Annotated in this window: 26 protein-coding genes and 1 tRNA gene; 6 read left to right on the top strand and 21 right to left on the bottom strand. The window is 34.5% G+C overall.

Going from position 1 to position 21,683, the window contains the following annotated elements; genetic code table 11:
* Window positions 1-9: 9 nt before the first annotated feature.
* The 18 genes from rpl18a to Q4Q16_RS03620 form a co-directional block, all read right to left on the bottom strand.
* On the bottom strand, window positions 10-234 hold the full coding sequence (rpl18a, locus tag Q4Q16_RS03535) for a 50S ribosomal protein L18Ae (protein ID WP_303346340.1): 225 nt from the start codon (window positions 232-234) through the stop codon (window positions 10-12).
* Window positions 235-258: 24 nt separating this feature from the next.
* Window positions 259-933: a translation initiation factor IF-6 gene (locus Q4Q16_RS03540; protein WP_303346341.1), complete on the bottom strand. Its 675-nt coding sequence runs from the start codon at window positions 931-933 to the stop codon at window positions 259-261.
* Between the two features lie 42 nt (window positions 934-975).
* Window positions 976-1,221 (bottom strand): 50S ribosomal protein L31e, encoded by a 246-nt coding sequence (locus tag Q4Q16_RS03545; protein WP_303346342.1) that lies wholly within the window; start codon window positions 1,219-1,221, stop codon window positions 976-978.
* A 12-nt stretch (window positions 1,222-1,233) separates the two neighbouring features.
* Window positions 1,234-1,389, bottom strand: coding sequence for a 50S ribosomal protein L39e (locus Q4Q16_RS03550; protein WP_303346343.1), 156 nt, complete (start codon window positions 1,387-1,389; stop codon window positions 1,234-1,236).
* A gap of 26 nt (window positions 1,390-1,415) precedes the next feature.
* Window positions 1,416-2,000 carry a hypothetical protein gene (locus tag Q4Q16_RS03555; protein ID WP_303346344.1) on the bottom strand — a complete coding sequence of 195 codons (585 nt, stop codon included), beginning with the start codon at window positions 1,998-2,000 and terminating at the stop codon, window positions 1,416-1,418.
* Between the two features lie 5 nt (window positions 2,001-2,005).
* Window positions 2,006-2,362 carry a DNA-binding protein gene (locus tag Q4Q16_RS03560; protein WP_303346345.1) on the bottom strand — a complete coding sequence of 119 codons (357 nt, stop codon included), beginning with the start codon at window positions 2,360-2,362 and terminating at the stop codon, window positions 2,006-2,008.
* A gap of 20 nt (window positions 2,363-2,382) precedes the next feature.
* Window positions 2,383-2,820, bottom strand: a complete 438-nt coding sequence (locus tag Q4Q16_RS03565) for a 30S ribosomal protein S19e (RefSeq protein WP_303346346.1) — start codon at window positions 2,818-2,820, stop codon at window positions 2,383-2,385.
* Between the two features lie 94 nt (window positions 2,821-2,914).
* A complete protein-coding gene (locus Q4Q16_RS03570; RefSeq protein ID WP_303346347.1) occupies window positions 2,915-3,172 on the bottom strand; it encodes a YhbY family RNA-binding protein in 258 nt (85 codons plus the stop codon).
* Window positions 3,141-3,506 carry a ribonuclease P protein component 4 gene (locus tag Q4Q16_RS03575; protein ID WP_303346348.1) on the bottom strand — a complete coding sequence of 122 codons (366 nt, stop codon included), beginning with the start codon at window positions 3,504-3,506 and terminating at the stop codon, window positions 3,141-3,143. The genes Q4Q16_RS03570 and Q4Q16_RS03575 overlap by 32 nt, the downstream gene beginning before the upstream one ends.
* Window positions 3,507-3,778: 272 nt before the next feature.
* Window positions 3,779-4,108 (bottom strand): PIN domain-containing protein, encoded by a 330-nt coding sequence (locus Q4Q16_RS03580; protein ID WP_303346349.1) that lies wholly within the window; start codon window positions 4,106-4,108, stop codon window positions 3,779-3,781.
* 31 nt (window positions 4,109-4,139) lie between these two features.
* Entirely contained in the window at window positions 4,140-4,379 is a 240-nt protein-coding gene (locus tag Q4Q16_RS03585) for a hypothetical protein (RefSeq protein WP_303346350.1), read from the bottom strand.
* Between the two features lie 286 nt (window positions 4,380-4,665).
* The gene (locus Q4Q16_RS03590) at window positions 4,666-5,211 is read right to left on the bottom strand and encodes an adenylate kinase family protein (RefSeq protein ID WP_303346351.1); all 546 of its coding nucleotides are present in this window, start codon (window positions 5,209-5,211) and stop codon (window positions 4,666-4,668) included.
* Window positions 5,212-5,231: 20 nt separating this feature from the next.
* Window positions 5,232-6,326 (bottom strand): GTP-binding protein, encoded by a 1,095-nt coding sequence (locus tag Q4Q16_RS03595; protein WP_303346352.1) that lies wholly within the window; start codon window positions 6,324-6,326, stop codon window positions 5,232-5,234.
* Between the two features lie 62 nt (window positions 6,327-6,388).
* Window positions 6,389-9,076, bottom strand: coding sequence for an STT3 domain-containing protein (locus Q4Q16_RS03600; RefSeq protein ID WP_303346353.1), 2,688 nt, complete (start codon window positions 9,074-9,076; stop codon window positions 6,389-6,391).
* 297 nt (window positions 9,077-9,373) lie between these two features.
* The gene (gene topA / locus Q4Q16_RS03605) at window positions 9,374-11,533 is read right to left on the bottom strand and encodes a DNA topoisomerase I (RefSeq protein ID WP_303346354.1); all 2,160 of its coding nucleotides are present in this window, start codon (window positions 11,531-11,533) and stop codon (window positions 9,374-9,376) included.
* A gap of 105 nt (window positions 11,534-11,638) precedes the next feature.
* Window positions 11,639-11,785 (bottom strand): hypothetical protein, encoded by a 147-nt coding sequence (locus tag Q4Q16_RS03610; protein ID WP_303346355.1) that lies wholly within the window; start codon window positions 11,783-11,785, stop codon window positions 11,639-11,641.
* A 42-nt stretch (window positions 11,786-11,827) separates the two neighbouring features.
* Window positions 11,828-13,372, bottom strand: a complete 1,545-nt coding sequence (serB, locus tag Q4Q16_RS03615) for a phosphoserine phosphatase SerB (protein WP_303346356.1) — start codon at window positions 13,370-13,372, stop codon at window positions 11,828-11,830.
* Window positions 13,373-13,384: 12 nt separating this feature from the next.
* Window positions 13,385-13,930, bottom strand: coding sequence for a TATA-box-binding protein (locus Q4Q16_RS03620; RefSeq protein WP_178788776.1), 546 nt, complete (start codon window positions 13,928-13,930; stop codon window positions 13,385-13,387).
* Between the two features lie 364 nt (window positions 13,931-14,294).
* Between Q4Q16_RS03620 and cyaB the strand changes: the two genes are divergently transcribed.
* The 5 genes from cyaB to fen are packed head-to-tail and all read left to right on the top strand — an operon-like array spanning window position 14,295 to window position 18,893.
* On the top strand, window positions 14,295-14,846 hold the full coding sequence (gene cyaB, locus Q4Q16_RS03625; RefSeq protein WP_303346357.1) for a class IV adenylate cyclase: 552 nt from the start codon (window positions 14,295-14,297) through the stop codon (window positions 14,844-14,846).
* Window positions 14,847-14,897: 51 nt separating this feature from the next.
* Complete coding sequence (locus Q4Q16_RS03630; protein WP_303346358.1) at window positions 14,898-16,067, top strand: homocitrate synthase family protein; 1,170 nt, start codon at window positions 14,898-14,900, stop codon at window positions 16,065-16,067.
* Between the two features lie 6 nt (window positions 16,068-16,073).
* Window positions 16,074-17,327, top strand: a complete 1,254-nt coding sequence (gene hacA, locus Q4Q16_RS03635; protein ID WP_303346359.1) for a homoaconitase large subunit — start codon at window positions 16,074-16,076, stop codon at window positions 17,325-17,327.
* Between the two features lie 9 nt (window positions 17,328-17,336).
* A complete protein-coding gene (locus Q4Q16_RS03640) occupies window positions 17,337-17,900 on the top strand; it encodes a chorismate lyase (protein WP_303346360.1) in 564 nt (187 codons plus the stop codon).
* A 9-nt stretch (window positions 17,901-17,909) separates the two neighbouring features.
* Window positions 17,910-18,893, top strand: a complete 984-nt coding sequence (gene fen, locus Q4Q16_RS03645) for a flap endonuclease-1 (RefSeq protein ID WP_303346361.1) — start codon at window positions 17,910-17,912, stop codon at window positions 18,891-18,893.
* Window positions 18,894-18,963: 70 nt separating this feature from the next.
* Here fen and Q4Q16_RS03650 read toward each other — a convergent pair whose 3' ends face one another.
* The 3 genes from Q4Q16_RS03650 to Q4Q16_RS03660 form a co-directional block, all read right to left on the bottom strand.
* Entirely contained in the window at window positions 18,964-19,290 is a 327-nt protein-coding gene (locus tag Q4Q16_RS03650; protein WP_303346362.1) for a hypothetical protein, read from the bottom strand.
* A gap of 61 nt (window positions 19,291-19,351) precedes the next feature.
* Window positions 19,352-20,002 (bottom strand): DUF2119 domain-containing protein, encoded by a 651-nt coding sequence (locus Q4Q16_RS03655; protein ID WP_303346363.1) that lies wholly within the window; start codon window positions 20,000-20,002, stop codon window positions 19,352-19,354.
* 19 nt (window positions 20,003-20,021) lie between these two features.
* The gene (locus tag Q4Q16_RS03660) at window positions 20,022-21,272 is read right to left on the bottom strand and encodes an adenosylhomocysteinase (protein WP_303346364.1); all 1,251 of its coding nucleotides are present in this window, start codon (window positions 21,270-21,272) and stop codon (window positions 20,022-20,024) included.
* Between the two features lie 148 nt (window positions 21,273-21,420).
* Here Q4Q16_RS03660 and Q4Q16_RS03665 point away from each other — a divergent pair.
* A tRNA-Met gene (locus Q4Q16_RS03665) sits at window positions 21,421-21,530 on the top strand.
* Window positions 21,531-21,683: the final 153 nt, after the last annotated feature.

Genomic DNA, 21,683 nt, shown 5'->3' on the forward strand with positions numbered 1-21,683 from the left:
TCAAAGTGTCTATAAAATTTCTTTTACAATAGGGTCAACAACATCTTCAGGAGCAATTTCTGTGATCTCTTTAATAGAAATTTGATTCCTGTTAATACCATGTTTACTTCCGAAGCGTTCGTAGATTTTCTCTTCTATGTCAGCTTCACAAGTAGCTTTAAATTCTTTTACAAATTTATGATATTCATCGCCCATTACAAAAGTACCTTTAACTCTGTAAATTTTTGTTATCATATAAAATCCCTCAAGATACATTAATTAAAAATCATCATCTAAAAAGCCTAATGCTTCTTCAACTCTAGCCATTTCAGGACCGGTACTATCCTTAGCAACAATTGCACCATTGGAGTTCGCAATGGAACAAGCACCAACTAAAGAAATACCTCTTCCAACAGTACCAATATCCCCTTCTACACCAAATACTTCTTGAGCAAAATTAATTTCAGATTTGACAGCCTGGGAACTTATTAAAAATCCTTTATTTGTAACCTGGATTAATGAACCGATAATGTCGCTTCCAACCATGGAGGTGGATTCCACATTTACATCCAAAGTCTCTTCAATAACGTGAATAGCTTCTTTAGATAAAAATGGACTTACAATAGCTCCCTTATCATTTGCCGCAACAATATTGCCCAATGCGGTGTACTGGCCGGGAACAGTAGCAACATTAATACCTAACTCCTTAAACTGTTCAATCTCTCTATCTAAAACATGTGGTGAAACAACCATTCCGTTTGAATTAGCTACAGCTAAAGATCCGATAAGGCTACATCCAGAAATAGAGGATTTAACAACATCAACATCTAATGTTTCCTTAATAACATCAATCTTTTCGTCTAAAAGATTATAAGGAACAATAGCTAAATCATCAGTTGCTAAAATAAACACACCAATATTTGGATTTCCAACGATATCTACTCTTTTTAACATATTGTTACCTCACATTACTCAATAGCATGGTAGTCAACAAAGCTATTCTGCCAAAGTAGCTGTTACAATACCATCATCATCTTTAACTGCTTTTACAGTAATTTTAGAAGGTATTTTTTGAATACCTCTTGCCCAAATAGCATGATTGATAGATTCATCAATTTTTACTTCTTCAGCTTTCATGTGTTTAGTTAAGAAATTTTTGACTTCTCTGATAGCTCTAGGAGCTCTGATAGTCCTTTTAATTTCTTTAACATTTCTAAGTGGAATTGTGTAAACTCTTTCCATAATAACCCCTCATTATAATTTAAGATTGTTTCTTCTCCAATGTCTAGGTTTTGGTCTGTATCTAAGTTTACGGTTAGTTTTAGCATAAGCCCAGATTGGAATTCTCCTATTTTGTTTATTTGCTTTTGCCATTCTTAATTTTTTAGCTAATGGTTTATTTCTACTCATTTTCTCACCTGTAATACATAAAATAATTATTTTTTATATCCGATAACACGAGTTTGATAATGTTGCGGGAATATGTCTAATGAATTTCCTCCCTTCTCATCAATCAGAGTTCTAATCTCAACTTCAAAGTCAGAACTATTGTCCTTATTTGACTTTTCATGAGAAATCTCAAATAGACCGGAAGTAATCAGTTTAACAGATTTGTGTCCAAAACTGTCCAGATTAATGTATTGAACATTTTTTCTGTCTTCAAGACTTCTTATCTGATTAATGTTTAATTTTGGAGTCCTGTCATCCCTTCTTGTCCCGTCTGCAATAATATCGAAATCATCTGCCAGTTTTTCAACCGTTTGAGCATGAATAAACTTTATTCCGTCATTTGGAAATCCGTCATCCATAATCATGTTGCATGCTTTATCCAAAATGTCATAATCCATTTTTAAGACATTGTGTTTAAAACCTAATGCTTTAGCAGATTTTTCCGCTGGAATGTATGAATCGTAAACGCCGAAATTGGCAGTGCATAACTCCACCTCAAGACCCAATCTTTCAAGCATTACTGCTACAAAAGAGGAATCCTTACCTCCGCTATACAATACTCCAGCTTTCATTAATATTATTTCCTTGTAATTTTAATTTCTCTTTTCTGACCAGCTATTTGTCTTAAAAGAACTTTAAGTTGCTCATCAGTGACTTTTCCTCTTAAACTTCCGGCCTGAGCGGATTGAATCAATTGAAGTTCAATTTGATTAACAAGTTCAGGCTTGGTTAATTTAAGATTGGACAACCTGTTACGGGCTTCAACAGTCATAATTTGAGCTATCATCTGTTTCTTTTGAGCTTCAAATTTTTCTTGTGCTTCTTGCTGTTGTGCCTGAGCCATAGCTTCTTGTTGAGCCTGATTCTGCATAGCAGCCTGTTGAGCCTGTAATTCTGCCATTCTTTTTTGACGAATTTCATCTAAATCAGTCATACCAAACTCTCCAAATATAATTAGTATTTTTCAAGATCAGGAATATCTTTAATGATTTCAGCAGAAATTTTATCTAAGAATGATCTTCCTGCTGGAGTAACAACTCTTCCACCTTCAACTTTTTCAACAAATCCTGCATCCTCTAATTGGTGTAAAGCGGTTCTGACAATAGATCCACTACCTTTTTTAAATACTTCAGGACGCACACCACGGTCTTTTTTACCACCGTAGAAAGTTCTTAAACTCATAACACCCACAGGACCATCCATGTAAACTCTTCTGATAATGGAAGCAGTCCTTACAAACCACCAATCTGCATTTTCCGGTTTTCTTTCTTTGTGAACACCGGTTTTAACAAAATTGGACCATGCAGGGGAATTGATCTTATCATTATTTTTAAATTCATCTGCGACTTTTTTAATTAATAAATCTGCAGGTACATCAAATACAGTAGTCATATTAATTCTCCAATATTTTATTAAATAATGTAGCTTAATCCACTGTAAATTTAAGACCTAAAAAATAGGGCCCGTAACTCTAAATTTATAATGTTTAAGGCTTTTTTTTATAAATCACAGCGACATGTCCTCTAACATCAATTAACTTTGATTTGGTTTGAGCGACAATATCCTCTATGTATTTATCTTTATCTCTAGCGATATTTTTTGCAAATTTAAGTTTAACAATCTCATTAGCTTTAAGTTGGCGCTTAATTTCTTCGATAACATTTTCATTAAGCCCGTTTTTACCAATGTTAATTGTCATAGCGGAAAGAGCTCTATTCATCATTTCTTTTTTTGATTGACTCATATTTAGCTCTCCTATTATTTTTCTTTTCCTTTCGATAAGGAATTTTCATTACATGACCGCATTCACCACAAAAAATGTTAACTTCAGAGTTAACTAGCCGGACGGTGCAATTGCGACCAAGTGAGAGGAAACTCTTACAATTCCTACAATACCTTCTTCTCCATTTCTCGGGAATTTTAGTATTGTATTTGGTAGACAATTTCAAAGCAAGTTCTACATAGCGATTAGATCTTTCAGGATGGGTGATGAATTCCATCTCGGCACGATTAAAAAGAATATCCATTCTTTCTTTCGCTATATCAATCATCCACTTTGGTCTTTTTCCTCTGCTCAAAATATCCTCCCTTTTTTAGTAGGACATAATATTCATGATTGGATTAAAATGATTTGCGCAATTTAAAACAAAAACCATAGTTAAAAATAGTAACCTTAGGTTAAGTATGAATATTAAGAATAAATATGTTTATCACTATTTATAAAGGTTATGTATATTTTCAATTTTTAATTTTAAAAATGATTTTTAAAAAAAAATAGATGGATTAGCTAAATCCATATATTCTCCGTATTCCTTTAATTTTATCAAAATCAGAATCCGCAGTGACTATTTTAGTAATTCCATGCTTTTGCATTGAAATCAATAGTGCAATCGGCGAAATTAATGCTGAAATTATAAAATCTCTGTAATTCAATAGCTTTTCTATAGTCTTCAGCAGACAGATAGTCAAAAACATCCATATCCAATAATTCATGAATTATTTCATCAAAATCGCCATAAAAATTATTTACTTTTAAACTATTTAACACTTCAACTAAAACAGTGATGTTGGTTGCTTTTGTTTCGTTGACCAAAAATGGTTTAATGTTTTTTGAAGATTCATTATATGAATCTCTTTTAATTATTAAACCATTAATATAATTTGTATCCAGAAAAATCATTTAAATCCCCTTGTGGTGTTTGAATTTAAAATTAATCCCCGGCTTCTTCGCCAATACGAATTAAATTATCCAAAATATCATCCCCTTCAGGTTTATCATGGTCCAACATATTCCATATCTTCTCATAATCAATCTCATCAGGAACGTCCTCAATTTTTTGCAGATTAACCCAAAGAGCATCATTAACTACATCCTCAACAGTTCTGCCGGTCAGCTTAACAACAATATTAACCTTTTCCATCACCTTGTCTTCTAAATTCACCATAGTCATAATATCAGCTCCATATTAAACAATGAAATTTAACCTAATCAAACGTTGCCGTAATTTTAATCGAAATCTTCAGTTTATCATAATCTCATTATCGCTCCAAATTATTTTAAACAGTAACTAGCCAGTAATGTTGATATAATATCTAACCTCGATAGCATATAAATATTTTCAAACTACACAAAAGCATAGCCCATTATTTTAAAAAACAGTAAAAATTAGAATGAATTAATAAAATTGAAGCCATTTAATTAAATTGTTTTAAGACGAAAAAATTGATATGAAAAGATTAAGAGTTTGAAATTAACCAGTCCATAAAATCAATTTCACCAGCCGGAAAAACAATTTCGCCATCAATTACATCAGAAATTATACTGACAGCCTTTTCAAGTGATAAATTGCCTACATCAATCTCGGAAATCTTGTCTTCGTATTCGCCATATGCTTCAGCAGTGCAAACGCCCATTGCTTCAGCTTCCAGGTTTTCACGAATTTTAGACTCAGAATAATTACGGGATTCAAGTCTAGGACGTAAAATCTCAGGATGAACCCTTAAAACAATTACCTTATCAGCACCAGAGCATAAATGACTCAGATGGCCTTCAAAAATAATCAACTCATCGCTTTTAGAAATAATCTCCGAGACTTTCCCATCAAGTGCATCTACATCGATGATTTTATAACCTTTTTCATTGTCAATACCTAAAACACAATCATTTTCAATGGCTAGATCATTAATCTTAATCAGTTTGCAGTTTAATTTATCAGCCAATAATTCACTGATGGTTGTTTTACCAGTACATGGAGTACCAGTTATAAAAATAGCTTTACTCATAATATCAAAAAAGAGAAGAATTATTTTTTAAGAATAATTCTCAATACGTCTTCATCCTCAAGTACATGATCAGGACCTACTTTCTGGCCGGGGAATTTAACGGAAGTTCCCCAAATCTTGGCATGACGGAAATTCCTTACAAATTCACGGTGAAGTTTGCCGCATGCATCAAGAACAGTAGAACCTTTTTTAATGACCAGCGGATCTTCCATATCTGCTTTCCTGCCCTGAGGCTTTAGATAAACTCTGACAAGGTTAAGATTATCAAATATTATGTCTTTTAATTCATCAATATTAGTTTTTTTGTCAGCAGAAATCGGAACGAATTCTGGAATGTACTTTTTAAGCTCTTCAATGTATGAATCGTCAACTAAATCCACCTTATTGAGTAAAATCAACATTGGAACATAGGATTTATTTCTATCCAAAACATCAATAAATTGGTCCATTGTTACATCATCACGGAAAAGGATATCCGCATTATGCATACCATACTCATTAATAATTGACCTGATTGTTTTTTCATCCAAATGAGTAAGCGGACATGTTGAAGAGATTTTGACTCCGCCAAGTTTTTTTCTCTTAACAGTAACATCAGGAGGCTGTTCGTTTGGTCTGATACCGATACTTCTCAATTCATTTAAAATAACTTTCAAATGTTGAGGATTTAAAGTGTCTAAAACTACCAAAATCAAATCGGCAGTTCTAGCAACGGATAAGATTTCTTTTCCCCTTCCTTTACCGCTACTTGCTCCGGTAATGATTCCAGGAATATCGAAAACCTGGATTTTTGCATTTTTATGTTCCATAACTCCCGGAACAATGTCCAATGTTGTGAATTGATAAGCTCCAACTTTACTTTCAGCATTTGTAATTTCATTTAAAAGAGTGGATTTTCCAACAGACGGAAATCCTACAAGCACAACAGTGGCATCTCCAGTTTTCTTAACATGAAAACCCTGACCTTTATGGCCTCCGCTGCTTCTTTGTAAAGATTCCTCTTTTAATTTAGATAATTTAGCTTTAAGCTTACCTATATGATGTGAAGTAGCTTTATTATATGGTGTCTTTTGTATCTCTTCTTCAATATCTTTTATTTTCTCCTCAATCCCCATTAAATCACCATATTAAATAATAAAAAAGAAAGATTAGGAAAATCCTAATCTTATAAAACTAGCTAAGATTCGGCAGCTGTTTTATTAAAGTTTACTTTAAACAACATTACTCCGCTATCTGCGTGAACATTTTCAAATATGTCCTGGCCAGCTCCACCTAAAAGGAACAACCTAGTAAACATTGAATCCCTCAATTCATTGTTCATTAAGATTGGTGTGTACTGATTTTTATCACCAATCAGCATAAGTGTGTAGTTGGCATCCTTGACATTTCCAACAGATTCGTTTTTCACAACATATCCGTCTTCAATAACAATCAGGTGTGAAATGTTGAGCGGATTGTATGGAGTGTCGTTTACCATAATCTGTTTACCGCTATCACTGTATAATGCTTCAGTATATGCAGTAGTTGAGTTGTTGCCGGAACCTCTTGTAATTACCGCATTTATATTCATGCCCTGATCATCAAGTAATGATATCTTGCCGGATGAGCCCGGTTTAACTGTTACCTGCTGGTCAGGAATATAATAGTTATAATTTTCAGAACTTTGGTTTTTAAAGTTCCATGCACCGAAGTAAGACCACCAGCCGGCTTTTTGAAGCATATCCGCAGATGCGACAAATATTACTGGACGCGGATTTTTAGGGTGAGTATATTGAACCACTTCTTTTGCCTGAGCACCGGTTAAGTGATATTTGGTTTTTAATGTTTTTTGAGCATCACCTGCGGTTTTCGGCAGAATATCAATTAAAATATCAGTTGATTTACCTGAATCTCCAGTGATATTCATTAATAAATCAAGCGCACTGCTGCCTGTTGTATCAAGCATCCTAAATATCCCTGCAGACAATTCCAGATTATCGGTAGTCATCGCCTTACCCAGCCAGAATGCACGGTCCCCTGACTGTGAACCTCCATCGAATGTTACTTGTCTGTCAGCAGCAATCTCAAAGAGGTAACCGAAGTCCCACCAGGATGTGATTACGGTATCTTCAGGCTGAGTTTCATTAATCCAGGTCATTGAATTCCACATAGGATCGCTTGTACCTGGAACAACAGTATTGGAAGTCAAAAAAGCACCGCAAACACATGGAGTTGCAAGAGCAACTACAATAGCTATTACTGCAATAGTTTTCTTAATTGGAACTTCACTTCCAGTAGTTGCCTTTGGTTTAAGTCCGTAAATTGATGCTGCACCTGCAGCAATAATGATAACAAACAGTGCGATTCCCATAATAGTATTGATTGTAGCCAGCGGAACTGCAGCAAATATAGCTGCAACAGATATGATTGCAAGCAATATCCTATCATCATTAATTCTGTTTTTAATATATCCTTTTGCAATATCTATGAAAATACCGGTCAAAAGTGCAAATGGCAATACTAAAGTAGTAATGAACCTTGAACCTTTTGTAACGGCAAGTGCTGTTAATACTGCCCATACGACAAATAAAGTGCCGTAAAGGACAGTCAGTTTTTTATCATACAAAACATCGGATACTGATTCCAAATTAATTTTAGTTAAATCGAATTTTAATTTGCGGCTGTCATCAAGTTTTTTAGCTGAAGATATTCTGTCGGCTTTAGGAGGTTTGGTTGTAGCAGTTGATTCTGCAGAAAAACCTCTGAGTCTGAACATGTTTTTTACAAACAGGTACAATACAGTCAAACCTGCAAATAAAACAGCAATACCACCAATACCGTTTACGGCACCTGCAGTATTAGCTAAAAACATTGAATTCAAACCGCTTCCAAGCATGGATGGAATTTGCAGTTCTGCAACAGAAACGAGAACGTTAGGAAAACCGCCAACAACTCTAGATGCAGATTGCAGGGAAAGTAAATTAAGTAAACTTCCGAATAATCCAAGTACTCCGTCAACGCCTTTGAAAATTGCAAGACCAATAAAACCGATAACTCCTAAAATTACAATTGATTTCAATCCGTTTTGATGGATGAACCATTGGAATTTGCTCGGATAGTCATTTTGGTCATCTTCACCCATATTTAAGTAATAACTGACGATTAAGTAAACAATTGAGAATATTCCCATAAGACCTATGTAAAATATGTAACCGGTCCATGACTGGGAGAATAAACCAATGGATAAAATTGATAAAACTGCAAATAAAACTTTGTAAAGAATATTTTTCGCCCGTATACTCTCTATAAAGAAGAATATAAAGAATAATGAGAATATGTAGTAGAACATATCTGTATCGAAAAATCCTGGGAATGTGTGTGCAAAGTAGTTTGGAGCAAGCACAATAAGTAATGTTGCAACAATCGCACCGAACTCATCAGTCAATCTTCTTGAGAAGATATATGCAGGAATTACAGCTAATGTAGATACAATAGCTCCAGCCCAGAACGCTATTTCCTTAACTGAGTAATCTCCAAAGAATTTGTTGGCTACATCATGTAAGAATGATGTTACATATACAATACCCAGCTCATAGTCAATCTCATTACCGGTAGGAGCATACCTATGCATATCCCACTCACTACCGTTTATTATTTCATCACCTACATGGCCATGATCAATATAGTCTTCAGTCAGCCTTAAGTTATAATATGAATCCATTTCACTGAAATAAGGAAGCCCTGAAGAATCAACATAAACATCTTTAGCATCGTCAGAAATAATATTTAAATCTGCCGCAGGCATTTTAAGTGCAAAAACGACTGCCATCAAGATAAAAATAATTAAAACTGATTTAACTATTGTCATTTTTGTTTCTTTATTCATTGAAACCCTCATTTTTATTTTTTAGATAATTGTTTCAAAATTAAAACAATATAATTAATATAATAATTGCTAAATTGCAAATAAAAATATTGAATATAATTAGAAAATATTTTTATTAGATTATAACTTTATTTTTTAACATTATTAAGTATTTTGCATATCAAAAAATTTACAAAATTGTCAAATATTTAAAAAATTGTTGAAAAATGAATAAGACGGCCTTAAAAATATCCAAAAGAGTTATCAAAAACCATTTAAAATATACACTTGATAAAAAATAAAATATGTTTAAAAAAATTATTTTAGCCTGTTTTCAAGCTCATCAACAGAACATGTGAATCTGCATTTTGGAAATCCTTTACATCCGATAAATTCACCATAACGGCCGGAACGTTTTAAAAGTGGTTTTCCGCACTGAGGACATTCCCCAACTTCTTCAGGAACATATTCTTTAGTTTTTTTATCTTTCCCACAATCAGAATCCAGGCATGCGCGCTGGCGAGGCTTTCCAAATGAGATTATAGGAAGTCCACATTTTTCACAGGTTTTTTTAAGGAAATTAGTTCCCCTTGGAATGGAATAAATTGTAGTGCAATCCGGATAATTAGAACATCCGACAAAAGAGCTTTTGGTTTTTGGAGAATATCTCTTTACAAGATTGCCTCCGCAGTTAGGACATGTGCCGACAATGTTGCTTTCCTGATAGGCATCATACAATTTGGAACCTATTTCATTTGAATTTTTAGTAATGTCATCTAGAATAACCTTAACTTCCCTCTCACCTTCGCTTATAATTTCGCCACGGGTAGAGCTGTTATTGCTAATTCCCTCAAGTTTATTTTCCAAATCCCTGGTAAGCTCTTCAGAAGTCAGATTATTACAATATGTGCTTAAGGTATCAATCATGTTTTCTCCCAACTGATTTACCTCTATTTGCTGAGTGCCGTTAATGTATTTGCGGTCATAAAGTTTGTCGATAATATCCGCACGGGTCGCCTTGGTACCGAGCTCTCTTTTTTCAAGCTCTTTGATAAGGGATGCCTGATTATACCTTGCAGGAGGTTTGGTTTCTTTTTCATCGGAAAACAGCTCTAGAACTTTAATTAAATCCCCCTGTTTAATATCCGGAAATGATTCATCATCGATTTTTCTGAATGGATAATGTTCCATCCATCCTTTATGAGTAACCCTTCTGCGCTTAAAGCGGAACATTTCACCTTCAATATCCAATGTGGTTCCCATAGTTTCGAATTTAGCCGCTTCAAAAAATACTGAAATGAACCTATAGACAATAAGCTCATAAATCTTTTTCTCATCCTTAGACAAACCCTGAGGCAAAATTCCTGTTGGATGAATTGCAGGGTGAGCCGCATCATCCTTTTTACCGTTGTTAGGTTTCAGTTTGGATGGAAGTTGATCAATGTGTTTTTTAAACGCAGAGTCATTGCTTAACTGATCAAAAATGGATTTGAAGTCTAAGCTGTCAGGTAATTTTTGTGAAGAGGTGCGGGGATAAGAAGTGTATCCGGAAGTATAGAGGTTTTGAGCAATTGTTTGTGTCTTTTTAGGTGAGAATCCAAAGACGTTATATGCTTCAGATTGAAGTCCTCCCAGGTTAAAAGGAACTGGAGGTTTTGTTGTGGAATTGGAGATATTAATCTTATAAACTGCAGCATCTTTTCCTTGGCATTTGTCCATTATCTCTTCAGCCCTTTTCTTATCAAATATTTTGCCGTCAACATGATTGGCTTCAATATCTCCTTCAATAATGGCTTTGATTAACCAATAAGGTTCAGAAACAAATTCTTTAATCTCTTTTTCCCTTTCAACTAAAATTGATAAAGTAGGTGTTTGAACACGGCCGGCAGATAACTTTAAAAATCTATGTTTAGCGCTGCTAACAGATTTCATTAATGCTTTGGAAATGTTAACTCCGAAATAGTAATCAAGGACATGTCTTGCAATACCTGTGTCTACCTGACTCATATCCAACTCAATTCTATTGTCATAAGCTTCAAGCAGGTCCTTTTTAGTCAAAGTGGAAAATTTCATACGGGAAATCTTAGCCAGATCATTTTGTCCGCAGGCATACTTTAATGCATTATAACCGATTAAAGTTCCTTCAGTATCATAATCACAAGCATGAATATATGAATCTGCGCCTTTTCCAAGTTTTTTAATAGCCCTTACATAATCTTTAGTAAATCCGCTGCCTTTTTTATTAACCTCATAAGCGGGAGCCCAGTGAAGATCGAAATAGACCTTGTCTTTAGGATTATCGGGAGTAAGTGAATAAAGGTGGCCAACAGCAGATACAACAGTTATGTATTTTGAATCCTTTTTAAGTTCCCAGTATTTCACTTTTTTATTATATACCTTCTTTTTAGCACTTGGCGAAAGCGCCTTTGCAATCTTTTCCGCAGATGTTGGTTTCTCACATACTATTACTTCATGCATTCTATACTACCCTCTCACTAAAAAACATACTGAATATAATATAAATAAATATGTTATATAAAAATATTTTGAAAAAAAAGTTGCAGTTAAAATTTAAAAAAAAAGTTATAATTCTTCGTTGTAAAATCTGTAAAAATCAGCACAGAAATCACAAATCGGGTATTTGCCATTGCGGTAATATGCAAGGTCTGCCTTATTCATGTCAAATTCTTTACCACAAATAAAACATGTTTCGATTTTTTCTTCTGTCATAGTAAAACCATTGAAAATAAAAAAAGAAATAGGTTAGAAAGCTTAACCTATATTGTATTTTTGTAAGAGTAAAATCTCTTCAGTAGAGACTTTTCCACCTTGTTTGAATTTAGCAAAGATTTCTTCAGCTCTTTCTTTTTCTTCGCGGTTTTTATTAAATCCGCCAGACTGTTTGTTATCAGATTTTCTCTTTTTAGGTCTGCTGGAACCTAATTTTTTGTTGATAACATGAATATCGCTTAAGATTGCTTTGAATTCTTCATGTTTAGCGGAAGCGTTTTTACGTGCTTCGATGAATTTTTTGTGAGCTTCATCAGCTGCGGTTCTGATATCATCAGTTTTTCTGAAGTAGATAAGCATTTCTTCATGAGCCGCTTGAGCCTGTTCAGATAAAGCGATAACTTTTTCGTGTTCTTCCTCAGATACTTTTTTAAGTTCGTGAGCTTCGTCTTTAACTGATTCATCTTCATGAATTTTCATTAACTCTTTTCTGAGATCGTTTGCATTTTTAACAAGCTGATTTTCTTTTTTAATGTCTAAAACGCGAGTTTCAATGATTTTATCAATCTTTTTGATTTCATTTTCTATTTTGATTTTATCACGTTTACCGGAAGACCATTCTAAACTTTTAATTTTGTTGTTAGCATCATTACGTGCTTTTTTAGCAGCTTCAACAGCTTTGTTAATTTCATTACGTTCATTTCTGAACTCAATAGCTTTGTTTAAGTTTTCTTTTAAAGATGCATTTAATTCATCTCTAATTTTACGTTGTTCTTTAGCTATTTTGTTGAAATTTTCCCTTTCTTCAGCAACTTTGGAGATTTCAGCTTCTTTTTCATCTTTTTGTTTTCTTACACCAGCAATAGTGTCGGCAAGAACAAAATCAGATTTAGGGACAGCTTTTTCTTTTTTATCTTCAGCTTCGTTTTCTACAGTTTCAGTTTCAGCATCAGTGGTTAATTGATTAAGGATTTCATCTAAGACTTTGCATAAGTCTTTTTCTTCTATTACAACATCAGCAATTTCTTTTACAGAATCTTTTGCATTGAATGCAATTCCGCAACCTGCTGACTCGATCATGGAAATGTCGTTAGCGCCATCTCCAACAGCAATTACTTCATCAAAAGTAATGCCTGCTTTTTCAACGTGGTCTTTTAATACGTCTAATTTAGAACCGGATACTAAAGGACCAGTCACTTCACCAGTTAATTTACCATCTTCGACTGTGAAACTGTTGGTATAAACGGTTTCAACTCCGATTTTATCTTTAATTTTGTCAGCCACTACATCAAAACTACCACTAATGATAGCTACATCTACATCTTTTTCTTTTAAAGCTTTGATGGTTTCGCTAGCTCCAGACATTAACGGAAGTTCGTCAGCAACTTTTTCGATATCTTCAATAGAAGTACCTTCAAGAAGTTGAACTCTATCTTTAATAGAAGTTTCAAAGTCAATTTCCCCTTGCATAGCTTTTTCAGTAATTGCAGCTATGTCTTCTTCAACATTTGCTATCTTTCCTATCTCATCTATCGCTTCACCATCAATAATAACGTTATCTAAGTCAAATACTACAAGTTTAATCAATAATACCACCAATTATATTAAATCTAGCTCACTTAATCTATCGTAAGCTCTTTCGACACCTAATTTGGCGTCGCTTTTAGTTTTAGCTCCGGTACATACAACTTTACCTGAGCCGAATAATAATAAAACCACTTTAGGGTCAGACAATCTGTATACCAAACCCGGAAATTGTTCAGGTTCATATTCAGTATCTTCAAGTTCTAAAGCAACGGCTTCTAAATTTAATGTGGATTCTAAGTTTGCAGAAGCCACAATATTTTGAATTTTAATTTCAAATTCGTGAGGAATCTCAGTATCGATAGTCCTCATTAAATCTACAGTTTTCTTGATTGCTAATTTAGAATCATCTATAGATTTTGCTCCAGTACACACAAGCTTACCAGAGCTAAATATTAATGCTGCTGTTTTAGGATCTTTAAGTTTAAAAACTAATCCCGGAAACTGTTCACGATTAAAATTAACCCCTTCTAAAGCTTGGGACACTTCAGTAAGAACAATGTCTTTACCAATGCTTGCAGAAGCAACAATGTTTTCAATTTTTATTTCAACATCGGTCAATTTAAAACCTCCTTAATTATTAAAAGTAGAATAGTAAAATTTAAGAAAGAAAAAAATAGTTAAATTTTTACTAATAAAATATATAAATTAAATAGTATATAAAGGTATGTTTATTTAAAGGATATGGGAAAAATCTGAAATAAAAATGAAAATAATAATTTTTCAAAATAAGCAGATGAACTTTACCCTATTTAATAACAATACTTAAACAGCCACTGAAAAATAAGAAAGACAATACATAAAAAGTTATTTGTAAAAGAGCCGATATTTATATAGAATTTGAAAATGTTGCCATTCAGATGACATCATGAATTTTTTCATGAAAAGAGATAAACTATATTATTTATATAACAAAGGGGATAACATGATTGAAGTTGAAGTTAAAGCTAAAATCGATGATTTTAGCCTGATGGAAAAAAAATTAGGCGAAATTGGTGCGGCAAAAACTAAAAAAGAATTTCAGGAAGACATTTACTTTAACAGTCCTGTTGTAGACTTTGCCAAAACTGACGAAGCGCTAAGAATTAGAACAACAAAGGAAAATGATGACGTCAATATTTTTATAACATACAAGGGGCCGAAAATTGACAGCAAATCAAAAACCAGGAAAGAAATTGAAATGAGTATAGAAGAATCTCAGAAATGCACAGACATATTTGAAGCAGTGGGTTTTAGAAAAGTCAGAACCGTTAGAAAAAACAGACAATATTACTCTTATAAAAACTTTGAAATATCACTTGACGATATTGAAGGTCTTGATCCCTATATGGAAATAGAAATTGCTCTGGAAGATGGAGAAGATTATTCAAATGCTCAAAAATCCATTTTTGAATTGTTTGAAAAATTAGGCATTAGAGATGGCTTTGAGAGAACATCATATTTGGAACTTTTAGAAAACTTAAATAATAATAACTAACTAATATTATTAATTATATTATATTTTACAACATTACAAGATGTGATTATATTGCAATATTTTATTAGCCATTATAACAAAGAATATGAGTTGAAATTCCCTGAAGACTTGCTAATCTATGATACAACATTAAGGGACGGAGAACAAACTCCCGGCGTCTGTTTTAATTTTGATGAAAAATTAGAAATAGCCAGAAAGCTTGATCAGTTTAAAATTCACCAAATTGAAGCAGGATTTCCAATAGTTTCTGAAAAAGAAAAAGAGACCGTAAAGGCAATAGCCAATGAAGGGCTTGATGCCACAATCCTTGCTTTAACAAGAACCAAAAAAGAGGATATTGATGTGGCTCTTGATTGTGATGTGGGAGGAATCATCACATTTGTGGGAACCTCCGATATTCATTTAGACCACAAGATGCACATTACCCGCCAGGATGCAATTAAATTATGTGAAACTGCAGTGGACTATGCTAAGGACCACGGATTATACGTTGCATTCTCAGCAGAAGACGCTACAAGAACAGATATTGATTTTTTAAAAAGGATTTATTCAAAGGCTCAGGAATGCGGAGCTGACAGAGTCCATATTGCAGATACAACAGGTGCGATTACTCCTCAAGGAATTGACTATCTTGTAAGGGAACTTGTAAAAGATTTGGATGTCAATCTTGCGCTTCACTGCCACAACGACTTCGGTCTTGCTGTTATCAACTCCATTACAGGTATTTTAGCAGGTGCAAAAGGTATTTCAACAACCGTTAACGGTATTGGAGAAAGGGCAGGAAACGCCTCTTTAGAAGAATTAATCATGGCTCTGAAAATTCTCTACGGCAAAGATTATGGATTCAAAACCAAATATATTAAAGAACTGTCCGATATCGTATCAAAATCAAGCGGACTTCCTATTCCAAGCAACAAGCCGGTTGTTGGAAACAATGTCTTCAGACACGAATCAGGAATACACGTTGATGCGGTTATTGAAGAGCCTTTATGTTATGAACCATATGTTCCTGAATTGGTTGGTCAAAAAAGGCAGCTTGTTTTAGGTAAACACTCTGGATGCAGAGCCGTCAGGGCAAAATTAAATGAATGTGAACTTGAAGTTAGTGATGAAGAGCTTATTGAAATCGTAAGGCAAGTTAAAAAATCCAGAGAAGAGGGAAAATACATTAACGATACAGTATTCAAAGAAATTATTAAAAAAATCAACAAAAAGGAATAGATTAAGATGAATATTACTGAGAAAATATTGTCTGCAAAAGCAGGACATGAAGTTATTCCAGGAGAAATCATTGAAATTCCGGTTGACCTTGCAATGTCACATGACGGAACTTCCCCGCCGGCTATTAAGACCTTTGAAAAAATAGCCGATAAAGTATGGGATTCTGAAAAAATTGCAATCATATTTGATCACAACATCCCCGCCAATACAATCGGTTCTGCGGAATTTCAGAAAGTTTGCCGCGATTTTATTAAAACACAGAATATTACAAAAAACTTTATTCACGGCGAAGGAATATGCCATCAGGTTGTTCCTGAAATGGGACTTGTGGAGCCTGGCAAGGTAATTGTTGGTGCCGATTCACATACATGTACCTACGGTGCTTTTGGAGCATTTTCAACAGGTATGGGTGCAACTGACCTTGCAATGGTTTGGGCAACCGGCAAAACATGGTTTATGGTTCCTGAAGCCATTAAAATGGAAGTGACCGGAGAATCAAATCCATATATTGCACCAAAAGACATCATTTTAAACATCATAGGAGAAATTGGAATAGCAGGCGCAACCTATAAGACAGCCGAGTTTTGTGGAGATGTTATAGAAAACATGGGCGTTGAAGGAAGGGCAACCATGTGTAACATGGCTATTGAAATGGGTGCTAAAAACGGAATTATGGAGCCAAATCGTGATGTCATTGATTACATTTGCAAAAGAACCGGCAAAAACGAATCTCAGTTAAATATCGTTAAATCAGATGATGATGCAGAATATTCCAAGGAAATGCATTTTGACATAAGCGATATGGAACCTCAAATTGCATGTCCAAATGACGTGGACAATGTCTGCGATATTTCAAAAATTGAAGGAACCCACATAGACCAGTGCCTTATAGGGTCATGTACCAACGGCAGACTTTCTGATTTAAAGGAAGCTCACGAAATATTGGATGGTCAAAAAATTAGTGATTCAGTAAGATTGATTATTCTTCCAGCATCAAGAGAAATTTACAAACAGGCAATGCAGTTAGGATATATGGACACATTCATAGATGCCGGAGCAATTATCTGCAATCCTGGATGCGGCCCTTGTCTTGGAGGACATATGGGAGTGCTGTCCGAAGGAGAATCCTGCATTTCAACAACCAACAGAAACTTTAAAGGCAGAATGGGAGACCCTAAATCCTCAGTATATCTATCCAATTCAAAAGTAGTAGCTGCATCTGCAATTACAGGAGTTATTACTAATCCAAAAGATTTATAGTGATTTAAAATGCAAATGTCTAAAAACGAAGCCAACAGAGACCTTATTGAAAAAATAAAACAGGCCGAAGAAGAATATGGTGAAACTTTTTCAAATACGCAAAAAATCCTGCTAACAACTGACGGATCAATTACAGCTATTTTAGATGTATTATATGGAAAAATTACACTAACAACACTTGACCAGCATTTTGAAACAGCAGATAAAAGCCATGCAAAACTGGTTAATGTAAGTGAGGGAGAACAGATTAATTACCGCGAGGTTATAATGCATAAGGACGGCAGACCCTTAATTTATGCAATCTCACACATTCCATTATCAAGATGTGATGAGAATATCTGTGCCGATTTAGTTAGAGCAGACATACCGATTGGCAGAATTCTGAAAAATTACAATATCGAATCCAGAAGGGAAATCAACAACATCTTCATTGAAAAACCAAACGAAACTTTAAAGGAACTGTTTAAAACAGATGAAGACATGCTTGCAAGAGACTATGTCATAATCAACAATGACGAAATATTGATGTGGATTAAAGAAGTATTTCCAATCAGCTATTTTAAAGAGATATAGGTTGTTAAAATGGGCGTGAAACTGAAGGACATAATTGAACCGGAATCAATTAATTTCAAAGATTTGGAAGGAAGAACAATTTCCATTGATGCATTCAACACCCTTTTCCAATTCTTATCAACCATAAGGCAAAGGGACGGAAGGCCTTTATGTGACGAAAACGGAAATGTCACATCCCATCTAAGCGGAATATTATATAGAAACTCTTCAATGATTGAAAAAGGAATAAAACCAATTTATATATTCGATGGAAAAGCTCCGGAACTTAAAAGTGAAACACAGGCAAAAAGAAGAGAAATCAGAGACGAAGCAGAACGGACCTATAAAGAGGCTCTGGCTAAAGGAGATGAGGAAAAAGCCCGCAAATTTGCTATGAGATCCTCCAAACTATCACCAGAAATACTTGAATCCTCCAAAAAATTATTAACATTAATGGGAATCCCCTATATTGAAGCCAAAGGTGAAGGTGAAGCACAGGCAGCATACCTTGTAGCTAATGGTGATGCATATGCAGTTGCATCACAGGATTACGATTGCCTTTTATTTGGAGCCAAAAGAGTTGTAAGAAACCTTGCCGTCAATTCAAATCTCGGCAATCTAGAATATTATGATTTAAATAGGGTTTTAAGAGAATTAGACATAACAAGAGAAGAATTAATCGATATGGGAATATTAATTGGAACCGATTTTTGTGAAGGTCTTAAGGGCATAGGGGCTAAAACTGCTCTTAAGTTGGCCCATAAGGGACAATTAAAGGAAAAAATAGCCGAACTTCAAAAGGAATCAGACCATGATTTAGATGAGGTTCGTGAAATCTTTCTTAATCATAACGTGAATACCGACTATAAGATTAAATGGCAAAAGCCTGAAAAAGACAAAATCATCGAATTTTTATGTTATGAACATGGCTTTTCAGAAGACCGCGTATCCAAAGCCTCAGACAAACTTAAAAATCTAACATCCTCACAGAAAAGTCTCGATGCGTGGTTCTAAACTAATTTAAGTCATAAATGACTTCCATTAGCTATTTTTTTAAAGACAAATATATCTGCATTATATGCATTTATTTCCAGGTCAGCACTTCCATTTCAACATCATACCCCTCAAAATAATGATGTTGGACATTGTTGCAGTTTTTTAAGAGATATATGAAGTTCTTATTCGCTTTAAACATTTTCAATAATTTATTGTAATCAGCGTAATCTTTAGAGCCTCCCCTATAGGGATTTGGAGGTATGTGCCAAATCAGGTTATTGTCTTCATCAAAATACTGCAACGGATTTTCCATCTCCCCATAGTAATCCATGTCCAATATTCCCTTAATTTGAACTTTTCTATTGAACTTATGAGTAACATAGAAAACAATTATGATATTATTTAAAAATCCCATATTCTCCTCCGAAACTCTTTTTATGTAAATTTATATTTAGTTAGCAAAGTATATAAACAATCTAATAAGGAGGAAAATCTTTACCGAATACTTTTTGGGCATATTCCATAGCCAAATGAACCTGCTCGGAATACCTTATCATCATTTTCCTTTCAAAGTCCTGTCTTGATGATGATTTCAAGATTAATTTAAGCAATTCTTCATAAGTTTCAATAGCCCTCGCCATATTAAAATCATATCTTCCGGCAATTTCCGGATTTAACTTTTCAAAGCATGGAAATTCCAATGTTTTACATACCGTTTCGGCTGAAAAATAAGTCATTCTAATCAGCGGCGAAACAGATGAAACCAGCACATGATTTCCCAATTTTATAAGGGGAGGAATGCCTGTTTTTTCATATCTCTCTATTGAAATTAGTTTATTATAATTTTTAAGATCATAACAATGGAGTTCAGTATAAAAATCCGGCTTTAAATCTCTAATTAATTCCAAAACCTTTTTGCCGATTTTAGTTGAGTAAAATTCCTTTTTAATGGTTGATACATAAGGCGTTTTATCAAAGTTATAAAAATAGAACTGGCCACATGATAAATCTTCATCTTTAATTCTTTTAATGAATTTCAGAGATGTTTTACCTTCATTCCCATGAAGCCCGCCAATAAACAGCTTTACCGGCCCTTCACCATTGTCAATGTATTGAAAATAAGACATAAAAAAGAAGTTGAAGGAATTATGTTCCTTCCTGCCAATTTGACATGTAATCTTTTTGTTTATCAGTTAATGAGTCGATTTCAATATCCATAGCTTTCAATTTCATTGTAGCTACATTATAATCGATTTCATCAGGTGCTTTGGTTACTCCTACCTCTAAATCATTTTCCATAATGTGTTTTGCAGATAATGCCTGTACAGCAAAACTCATATCCATTATCTCAGCAGGATGTCCCTGTCCGCGAGCTGCAGACAAGTTTACTAAACGGCCGTCAGCCAGCAAGTAAATCTTGCGGCCATCATTAGTTGTGAACTCTTCTATGCTTTCACGCACTTCGGCAACGTTGGTTGAAATAGCTTCCAGATCAGGCCTGTTAATTTCCACATTAAAGTGGCCTGAATTTGCAAGCATGCATCCGTCTTTCATGTACTTGAAGTCATCGCCGCTGATAATATCTGCATTACCTGTTACGGTAACGATTAAGTCTGATACCTTAACTGCTTCACGGATAGTCATTACACGGTATCCGTCCATTCTTGCTTCAAGTGCTCTGATCGGATCGATTTCAGTTACAATTACATCCGCTCCAAGACCCGCTGCCCTTAAAGCCAATCCGCGACCGCACCAACCATATCCGCATATGGTTACGGTTTTACCTGCTATTAACATATTGGTTGTTCCCATAATTGCATCAAAACTTGATTGTCCTGTCCCATAACGATTGTCAAATAAATATTTGGTGTATGCGTCATTTACTGCAATTACCGGGAATTTCAATGCGCTGTCAGCGTGCATTGCCTGTAATCTGTGAACACCAGTAGTGGTTTCTTCACAAGCCCCTTTAATATGGGACAACAGTTCTTTTCTTTCATTGTGAAGCACCATAATCATGTCTGCTCCATCGTCGATGATTATATCCGGTTTGTGGTCAAGAACCATGTTAATGGTTTGGTAATACTCTTCATCGTCCTGTTCTCTCCAACCATAAACGTTTAGTCCCAAATCAGCCGCACCTGCAACTGCATCATCATGTGTGGATAGAGGATTGCATCCTGTCATTGCAACTTCAGCTCCACCTGCCATTAAAGTCAGACCTAAATTGATGGTTTTAGGTTCCAAATGCAAGCATGAACCGATTGTAATTCCTTTGAAAGGTTGGGTTTCCATATATTCTTGTTTAATGTGTTCTAAAACAGGCATGTGTTTTTGAACCCATTCAATCTTTCTAATACCTTCAGGTGCTAAAGACATATCTCTAACTTTACTCATAAACATTACTCCTAATAAGCATAATACAATTAATTATTATATATTTCATGTCTTTTTAAATTATCCTATTCTTTATAAAAGTTTACCAAAAAAGATTAAAAAAACAAAACTTTAAATATAATGATAAAGTAAAGTATTATTGTTAGATGCCGGGGTGGCTCAGCTGGTTAGAGCGCACGGCTCATAGGGTAATAATGCAGTGCTCTGACATATTCCTGGGATACCGTGAGATCGCGGGTTCGAATCCCGCCCCCGGCATCCTAATCCCAGGAATTTACCATCTAACTTATTTTTTAAAATATTTATTTTCAAATAATAATAATTTTATACTTCTTTTTACCATATAATCAATTGTTAAAGGCACTTTCAAGAACTTAAGTGATTTTTAGTAAATCGCATTATTCTCATCCC

The sequence above is a fragment of the Methanobrevibacter sp. genome (assembly GCF_030539875.1).
Lineage (GTDB): Archaea > Methanobacteriota > Methanobacteria > Methanobacteriales > Methanobacteriaceae > Methanocatella.